Annotated in this window: 7 protein-coding genes; 2 read left to right on the plus strand and 5 right to left on the minus strand. The window is 34.6% G+C overall.

The genetic code is table 11. The features are described 5' to 3' along the window. Window positions 1-7 precede the first annotated feature (7 nt). Window positions 8-1,762, minus strand: a complete 1,755-nt coding sequence (locus JOD96_RS12420; RefSeq protein WP_209564589.1) for an ABC transporter ATP-binding protein — start codon at window positions 1,760-1,762, stop codon at window positions 8-10. Between the two features lie 147 nt (window positions 1,763-1,909). Next, the gene (gene truA / locus JOD96_RS12425; protein WP_209564590.1) at window positions 1,910-2,650 is read right to left on the minus strand and encodes a tRNA pseudouridine(38-40) synthase TruA; all 741 of its coding nucleotides are present in this window, start codon (window positions 2,648-2,650) and stop codon (window positions 1,910-1,912) included. Window positions 2,651-2,807: 157 nt separating this feature from the next. Here truA and JOD96_RS12430 point away from each other — a divergent pair, with 157 nt between their 5' ends. Continuing rightward, window positions 2,808-3,302: a metallophosphoesterase family protein gene (locus JOD96_RS12430; protein ID WP_209564591.1), complete on the plus strand. Its 495-nt coding sequence runs from the start codon at window positions 2,808-2,810 to the stop codon at window positions 3,300-3,302. A gap of 2 nt (window positions 3,303-3,304) precedes the next feature. Here the strand turns inward: JOD96_RS12430 and JOD96_RS12435 are convergent, their stop codons facing one another. From JOD96_RS12435 to JOD96_RS12445, 3 genes are all read right to left on the minus strand, one after another. Further along, window positions 3,305-4,204, minus strand: coding sequence for a sensor histidine kinase (locus tag JOD96_RS12435; protein WP_209564592.1), 900 nt, complete (start codon window positions 4,202-4,204; stop codon window positions 3,305-3,307). 4 nt (window positions 4,205-4,208) lie between these two features. Further along, window positions 4,209-4,871 carry a response regulator gene (locus tag JOD96_RS12440; protein WP_209564593.1) on the minus strand — a complete coding sequence of 221 codons (663 nt, stop codon included), beginning with the start codon at window positions 4,869-4,871 and terminating at the stop codon, window positions 4,209-4,211. A 160-nt stretch (window positions 4,872-5,031) separates the two neighbouring features. Beyond that, window positions 5,032-5,448 carry a DUF4293 domain-containing protein gene (locus JOD96_RS12445; protein ID WP_209564594.1) on the minus strand — a complete coding sequence of 139 codons (417 nt, stop codon included), beginning with the start codon at window positions 5,446-5,448 and terminating at the stop codon, window positions 5,032-5,034. Window positions 5,449-5,630: 182 nt separating this feature from the next. Between JOD96_RS12445 and rho the strand changes: the two genes are divergently transcribed. Beyond that, window positions 5,631-7,460, plus strand: a complete 1,830-nt coding sequence (gene rho / locus JOD96_RS12450) for a transcription termination factor Rho (protein ID WP_209564595.1) — start codon at window positions 5,631-5,633, stop codon at window positions 7,458-7,460. Window positions 7,461-7,661: the final 201 nt, after the last annotated feature.

Here is a 7,661-nt window from a genome sequence, read left to right on the forward strand (position 1 = left end):
GTTAGATTCAATTGGCAACCGAAAATTGCGAATCGTATAAGTTTTTATAATAACCATCGGTTTTATTTAGTAATTCCTGATGAGTTCCCTGCTCAACTATTAAACCTTTGTCCATAACCACAATTTTATCTGCATTAACAATCGTAGCCAGTCGATGCGCAATAATAATCGAAGTTCTTCCTTTAGTTATAGTTTCGGTAGCACGCTGAATTAATTCTTCAGAATAAGTATCAATAGAAGAAGTCGCTTCATCCAAAATCAAAATACTCGGGTTGCTCACATATGATCGTAAAAAAGCGATTAATTGACGTTGACCAGATGACAGCATAACACCTCTTTCTTTTACATCAAAATCATAATTGTCCGGCAGGCTCATGATAAAATCATGCACACCAATTTTTTTGGCAGCATCCAAAACCTGTTCCCGTTTAATTTCGGGATTATTCAGTGTAATATTATTATATATAGTATCGGCAAATAAAAACACATCCTGCAAAACCACAGCAATTTGTTTACGGAGAGACGCCAGCGTATAATTTTCAATATTGTGACCATCAATATAAATCGTTCCGCTGTTGATTTCATAAAATCGGTTCAGCAAATTAATAATGGTCGATTTTCCTGCACCAGTAGAACCCACAATTGCTATAGTCTGTCCAGAAGCTACAGACAAGTCTATACCTTTTATAACTTCTTCTTCCGGAATATAACTAAAACGAACGGCTTCAAATTCTATACTTCCTTCAAAAACCGGAGCTTCAAGAGTTCCTGTATCCTGAATATGATCTTGTGTATCAATAATGTCAAAAACACGATTGGCCGCAATCATACCTAATTGCATCTCGTTAAACTTATCCGCAATCTGACGCAACGGATTAAACAGCATTCCGATAAACATCGTGTACGAAAACAAATCTCCAAAAGTCGTAAAATGATCACCATTTAAAATTCTAAATCCGCCATAGACCACAACCAATCCCAAAGTAATAGACGAAATAATATCAGCAATCGGAAAAAATATCGAGTTATACAGAATCGTTTTTATCCAGGCAACCTTGTGTTTATTATTGATTTCTTTAAAATTTTCTGCCTCAATGACTTCACGGTTAAAAAGCTGGACAATCTTCATTCCCGTTACGCGTTCCTGCACAAAAGAATTCATATTCGCAATTTGCGTACGAACCTCCTCAAAAGCAACCTGCATTTTGCGTTGAAAGATTCTTGTAATATAAACCAGAATTGGCATAGCAACTACCACAATCCAGGTCAGCTTCCAGTTCATGTAAAACATAAAAATAAGTACAACAAGCATTTTCATCAGGTCACTGATAATCATAAACAATCCCTGACTGAAAATCCTGGCAATAGATTCAATGTCAGAAACAGCCCGCGTAACCAGTTGGCCAACCGGAACCAAATCAAAATACTTCATTCTGAAGCTTAGAATATGTTTAAAAAGTTTCGTACGAATATCTTTTACAATATCCTGACCAAGCCAGTTCGCCCAGTACACAAAATAAAACTGAGAGAAAACCTCCATCAGAAGAACAATTCCCATCAATATAATGTACATCAATAAACCATGCTTATCATGCGTCTTGATATAACCATCAACAGTCTGCTTTAATAAATAGGGGCGAAGTGCCGCAAAAACAGAAAGTGAAACAGCGAAGACAATAACGCCATAATAGCGCCATTTATAAGGTTTTGTATATTTTAAAATTCGTTTGAATAAACGCGTATCAAATGCTTTTGCTTTCATTATTTTTTAGGAGCTATTCCCGCTTTTCGTTTCAAGTTTTTCTCAAAAATATGTTTTTGTCCGTTTTTATAAGAGCTTCCTCCGGTCGCTTTATAAAAACACAAAAACGATAATTTTTTTCAAAAAAGCTTTTCACTGCAATCGGGGCTATTTCTTGATATAATCATACGATATATCGGTTAAATATAATCCGTGTGCCGGAACAGAAAATCCGGCTTTTTCTCTGCTTTTACTGGCGATAATATTTTCAAAATCGGTAAGAGAAATTTTTCTCAGGCCAATATTGATTAAAGTACCCACAATTGACCGAACCATGTTTCTCAAAAAACGATTCGCCGAAATCGTAAAAACAAGCTTTTTGTTTTCATTCCTCCAATACGCCTCAAAAATCGTGCAGTCAAAAGTATTTACATCTGTATTTACTTTAGAAAAACACTGAAAATCTGTATGTTTTAGCAGAATTTTAGCCGCCTCATTCATCAAATCTACGTCTAATTTTTGATTAAAATACCAGCTCAGTTCCTGCAAAAATGGATTTTTAACACTATTGATGTGGTATTCATAAGTTCGTCTGGTAGCATCAAAACGGCAATGCGCATCATCGTGAACTAAAATCAAATCAAAAATCGCAATATCTTTTGGTAAATAAGAATTTAGTTTGTGAACCAAAACAGGAACATCTATCGGAGTTTCAAAATCAAAATGAGCATACATTTCCTGTGCATGAACACCAGTATCCGTTCGTCCCGCACCCATTATGTTTATCGGAGAATTCAATAAAACCGAAAGTGACTTGTTTAAAGTTTCCTGAACAGAAGAAGCGTTTGGCTGAATCTGCCAGCCATGATAATGAGTTCCGTTATAAGCAAAATGAATAAAATATCTCAAGGTAAAGGTGCAAAGGTTCTGAATGGCAAAGGTACAAAGGTTTTTTTGAAGATGCTAAGATTCTAAGTTGCATAGATCATAAGTTTTTTTGCGCTGTTTGTTTATCTCTGCAGAAAAATCTAAGTATCTTAGCGGCTTAGAATCTTAGCATCTTAGAATGACCAAAATCCTACTTCTTTCAGACACGCACAGTCATATCGACGATACAATTTTAAAATATGTCAATCAGGCCGATGAAGTATGGCATGCCGGAGATATAGGCGATCTTCATGTTACAGATACCATAAAAAAGCTAAAACCGTTACGATGCGTTTATGGAAACATTGATGATGCAAAAGCACGTTTAGAATTTCCGCTGCATAACCGTTTTGTATGCGAAGACGTTTCTGTATGGATTACACATATTGGGGGTTATCCGGGAAAATATAATCCAAACATTAGAGAAGAAATGGCCTTAAACCCGCCAAAGTTATTTATCTGCGGGCATTCTCATATTTTGAAGGTCATGTTTGATAAAAAAAATAACTTATTACACATGAATCCCGGAGCCGCAGGAAAAAGTGGATTTCATCAAATGCGAACCATGTTGCGATTTGTGATTGACGGTGATAAAATAAAAGATTTAGAAATTATAGAAATCGGAAAAAAGTAAACTTAAGAAATCGGCACTTTTAGTCGTACCGAACAGCCTGTATTCTCATTCGCTCTCGAAATTATACTAAAACTGCCTTTCAGTTTCTTGATCCGTGCTCTTATCCTGTTTAAACCAAAACCTTCCATTTCCTGAAGTTTATGAGCATTAAAACCTATTCCGTTATCGTGTAAAATAATGGTTAGCCGATTTTTTTTTTCATGCAGCGAAATTTGGGCTTCTGTGGCTTTGCTGTGGTTTATGATATTGCTAAATAGTTCAGATACAATAAAATAAATTTTCATTTCAAATCTTTCACTATATCTTTTATCATTTGATACCGAACTCGTAAATTGGAAATGAATATTTGAATTTGAATTTTTTTCACATAAATCCTCCAAAGCATAAATTAATCCAAAACGTACCAAAAGGGTAGGGATCAATTCATGTGACATATCCCGTAAGCGGTCATGTGCTTCGGCTAAGATGGCTTTTGCCTTTGTAATTTCATCTGATTCTATATTGTTTAACGCTGAAAATGTATTCAGATGTAATCCGACTGAAGAGAGCAGTGAATTAATATTATCGTGTAAAAATAATGCTATTTTTTTTCGCTCGTTTTCCTGTCCGTCAATGCTGGAATTGATAATGTTGAACTGTATTTTTTGCTGAATTGTTTTTTGTTTATTCTTTCTTTTTAATTCATTATTCTGATAATAAAAGTAAAACAGAACCATCAGCATAATTACAAGAATAATAACCAGACTGACTATTTCTTTTTCAGTTGTTTGATCTTTTTTTGATTGTATTTCACTGGCTTCCTGTTTTATTTCTGCTTGCGGAGCTTTTGGCTGACTATAAATAATATTGCAGTTCAGCGTTAAGAAAAAAATAAGAACAGTTATGATTCGATTAATAAGCATACCATTATGGCTTTATTAAATTATTTTTTAAAGCATATTTTACAAGGCCGATCACGTTTTTTGTTTTCAATTTTTTCATGATATTTTTGCGGTGTGTCTCGACCGTATTTAGGCTTATAAAAAGCTGCTCGCTAATCTCTTTACCGCTGTACTCAAGTGATATTAAAGTGATGATTTCTAGTTCTCTTGCACTTAATATTTGATTTTCAGAAAAAGAACTTCTGTTTAGTTTTGGATTATTTTGAGTAAAACTCGAAAAGATTTTTTCACGTACATAATCATCAAAATATTCTTCGCCAAGATTGACAGTTCTGATTGCCTTGATAATATTTTCTCCGGCGCTTTTTTTTGTGAGATAGCCTCTTGCGCCCAATTTCATTACTTCTTTTATGATTTTCAGATCATCATAGCTCGAAAGTATAATTACCTTACAGGGAAAGCCTTTTTGATTAAATTCTTTTAATACCTCGATTCCGTCTTTTTTTGGCATGCTTATGTCCAGTAATAAGATAGCAGCCTCATTGTTTATCACGTCATCATAAATAGTTGTCCCATCCAATGAATTACCCACTACTTCAAAATCAGTAACAGTACGTAATAAATTAGTAAGTCCGTCAATTAATACCTGATGATCATCGGCAAGATGTATCTTTATTTTCTGTGTCATTTTTATCCTCAAATCGGTATTCAAATTTATGTAAAATATCTTACAAATTAAGGTTTAGCGCTAATTTTGAATGGAGAGTTAAGATTATGTCAAATTTTGCTCACAAAAAAACCCGGATAAATTCCGGGTTTCTTCACACAAATAAATTAAGTTTATAGGTTTATCTCAAACGATCTACAGATTTTACGAGATCTTCATCCTTTTTGATGGCCTTATTAGCTAAAACTAATAACACGATAGCAACAATTGGTAGAAACATCCCAATACCTTTCTCTGAAACAGCGTTAACTGTTTCTCCAGATAGATTTAGTGATCGATATACAAACAATCCTAATAAAATTAAGTTTAATATTATATTCAGTCTGCCCATAACAAACTGGTTTTGTCTTTTCTTATATGAAATGATACTGATAATGGTAAGCATTGTACTTAAACCTAATAAAACAGTGTAAACCTGATCCTGCATAAAATAGAATGCTTTCCCTGTGTTTAATGTCCAAAGCGGAACAAAAAACATCAATACCCCAGTTATTAAAAAGGTAAGAATTAAATATACGGTCTGAATTCGTTGTATCATTGTCTAAAATTGTTTTACAAAAATATATTTTCTTTTTTATAAATACTATTGTATGATAAAATTTTATTCGTATTATTGCATCATAATACCGTAAGCACTTCATACTGCGGTCAATTGAAAATATATATCTACCTATTCTTTTTACAGTTTTCCTTTAAAATAATTAAATTCATAGAACATTCATGTTTGATATTTCTGCATTAAAAGAAATGAAGCTTGCTGAGCTTCAAGAAATAGCTAAGTTAGCTAAAACAATAAAGATTACTGGTGTTAAAAAAGAGGCTTTGATTAGTCAGATTTTAGCACATCAGGCTGCCAGCTCAACTGCTGAGGAGTCAAAAACTGCTGTGGTACCAGAAGCTAAAGACGATAAGGCTAAAAGAACCAGAATTTCGCCTGTAAAAAAAGCAGCAAATGCAAAAAGTACACCGGTTTTAGAGTTTGATAATATAGAGGAAATTCAGCCAGACAATGAACCAGCTCCCGCTAATATTCAAACTGAAGAAGTTCAAAATTCGGAAGCTGCAGAAAATGATTCAACAGAAAAGGATGGACCTAAAATTGTAAAATTTAATAAGTCGGCTTACGAGAAGAAAGTTGCCTTAAAAAAGGAAAAAGAAGAAGTGAAAGAAGTCACTGCAGAGGAAAATGCAGAGCCGATAGTTTCAGAACAAAAAAAGGATAAACCGGCAATTGCACCTGCAAAAAAGATTAATCCAAATCAGAATAAAATCCAAAATCCAAACCAGAGCCAGAACCCAAACCCAAATCAAAACACGAATCCGAACACGAATCAAAGCGGAAATGGCAATGCAAACGGAAACACAAACAATAACACCCAGAATCCAAATCATAAAAACAAAAAGAGCAATAATTTCAGAGATTCAGACTTTGAATTTGACGGAATTATAGAAAGTGAAGGTGTTCTTGAAATGATGCCTGACGGATACGGATTCTTACGTTCATCAGATTATAATTATTTAGCCTCACCAGATGATATTTATTTATCAACTTCACAAATCAGATTATTTGGTTTAAAAACCGGAGACACTGTAAAAGGTGTGGTTCGCCCACCAAAAGAAGGCGAGAAATTTTTCCCTTTAGTTCGTGTATTAAAAATTAATGGTCATGATCCTCAAGTAGTTCGTGACAGAGTTTCTTTCGAACATCTTACCCCGGTTTTTCCTTCGGAAAAATTCAAATTAGCCGAAAAAGGCAGTTCAATATCAACCCGTATTATTGATTTATTTTCTCCAATCGGAAAAGGACAGCGTGGTATGATAGTCGCACAACCGAAAACCGGAAAAACAATGTTGCTAAAAGACATTGCCAATGCGATTGCAGCCAATCATCCTGAAGTTTATCTTATCGTACTTTTAATTGATGAACGTCCTGAAGAGGTTACAGACATGCAGCGCAGTGTACGTGGAGAAGTTATCGCTTCTACTTTTGACAGAGAACCACAGGAACACGTAAAAATTGCTAATATTGTTCTTGAAAAAGCAAAACGTTTAGTAGAATGCGGGCACGATGTTGTGATTTTATTAGACTCAATTACACGTTTGGCAAGAGCTTACAATACAGTACAGCCAGCATCTGGAAAAGTTTTAAGTGGAGGTGTTGATGCAAATGCATTACAAAAACCAAAACGTTTCTTTGGAGCTGCCAGAAATGTAGAAAACGGAGGTTCATTAAGTATTATCGCAACGGCATTAACAGAAACAGGTTCTAAAATGGATGAGGTTATCTTTGAAGAATTTAAAGGTACCGGTAACATGGAGCTGCAATTAGACCGTAAAATCGCAAACAAACGTATTTTCCCTGCAATTGATCTTACTTCATCAAGTACACGTCGTGATGACTTGTTATTAGACGAAAAAACACTTCAGAGAATGTGGATCATGCGTAAATATCTTTCTGATATGAACCCGGTAGAATCAATGGATTTTGTAAACGACCGTTTCAAGAAAACCAAAAATAATGAAGAGTTTTTGATTTCTATGAATGACTAATAAAAGGTACTAAGGTTCTGAGGTGCAAAGGTACTAAGGTTGCCTTCTAAAATCTACAATATAAAAAAAGGATGAGTAAAACTCATCCTTTTTTTATTGTATCTATTCAGAACCTCAGAACCTCAGAACCTCAGAACCTCAGAACCTCAGAACCTCAGAACCTCAGAACCTCAGAACCTCAGAACCTCAGAACCTCAGAAC

This window comes from Flavobacterium sp. 1355, from assembly GCF_017833415.1.
Lineage (GTDB): Bacteria > Bacteroidota > Bacteroidia > Flavobacteriales > Flavobacteriaceae > Flavobacterium.

Coding starts and splice junctions, on each gene's coding strand:
- JOD96_RS12420 (WP_209564589.1), bottom strand. CDS start 1,762: ATGAAAGCAAAAGCATTTGATACGCGTTTATTCAAACGAATTTTAAAA.
- JOD96_RS12430 (WP_209564591.1), top strand. CDS start 2,808: ATGACCAAAATCCTACTTCTTTCAGACACGCACAGTCATATCGACGAT.
- JOD96_RS12435 (WP_209564592.1), bottom strand. CDS start 4,204: ATGCTTATTAATCGAATCATAACTGTTCTTATTTTTTTCTTAACGCTG.
- JOD96_RS12440 (WP_209564593.1), bottom strand. CDS start 4,871: ATGACACAGAAAATAAAGATACATCTTGCCGATGATCATCAGGTATTA.
- JOD96_RS12445 (WP_209564594.1), bottom strand. CDS start 5,448: ATGATACAACGAATTCAGACCGTATATTTAATTCTTACCTTTTTAATA.
- rho (WP_209564595.1), top strand. CDS start 5,631: ATGTTTGATATTTCTGCATTAAAAGAAATGAAGCTTGCTGAGCTTCAA.